At 49.9% G+C, this 782-nt stretch carries 1 protein-coding gene; it reads right to left on the reverse strand.

Translation table 11 applies throughout. The features are described 5' to 3' along the window. Nucleotides 1-782, reverse strand: a 782-nt coding sequence (locus R7Q09_RS25055; protein ID WP_318143812.1) for an L-lactate permease, incomplete at both ends; no start/stop codon positions are given.

Here is a 782-nt window from a genome sequence, read left to right on the forward strand (position 1 = left end):
AATGGCAATCATGTTACCCGCAGCCGCGCCAACGGCTTGCAGTGACACTACAACCACGCTTGAGATAGACAATGTCTGCGCGACTTCGAATTGGAACTGGCTGAACATCATGTTCGATACGGTATTCGAACCCGCAATGAATGCACCTAGCGCACCAACCGTTGCACTCAGCGCTGGGAATGCAGAGCCAACGAGGTCTGAGGCAAAGTTCGCGGTTGTTACAGGCATACTTGCTAGGTCAGCACCGTTCACTCCTGAGTTGATGAAGATACGTACCATCGGGATAGTGAACACCAATACGAAGCCTGCACCGATTAGCGTTTTGCTTGACTCGCCGAATGCTTCACGCAAAGGTTTTGCGCTACCGCTTTGCAATACAGCAGCAAGCAGAGCAACGAACACCAGTACACCACCAGGAAGGTAAAGCGGCTGGATTGCAGCGCTAACGCCTGTCTCGCCTAGAATGTTGCTAAACGACACGCTGATGCTTTGCAGTAGACCTTTAAACTCCGAGCTTACGCGGCTTGCTACCAAAATAACGGCCAGCATTACATAAGGAATCCACGCTTTTACCAAGCTCATTGGCTTACCAGGATTGTCGTGCAGATCCACTTTCAAAGAGCCTAGCCACTCTGCAGGCCATTTGTCTTCGCTTTCAAAATCCCATTTTGTTTTAGGAACTAGGAAACCTTTTTTCGCAGCAGTTACGACGATAGAAAGACCAACCAAACCACCAATCAGCGATGGAAACTCAGCGCCCAAGAACACGACAGTGAATGCGA

The organism is Vibrio sp. 2130-1 (assembly GCF_033339515.1).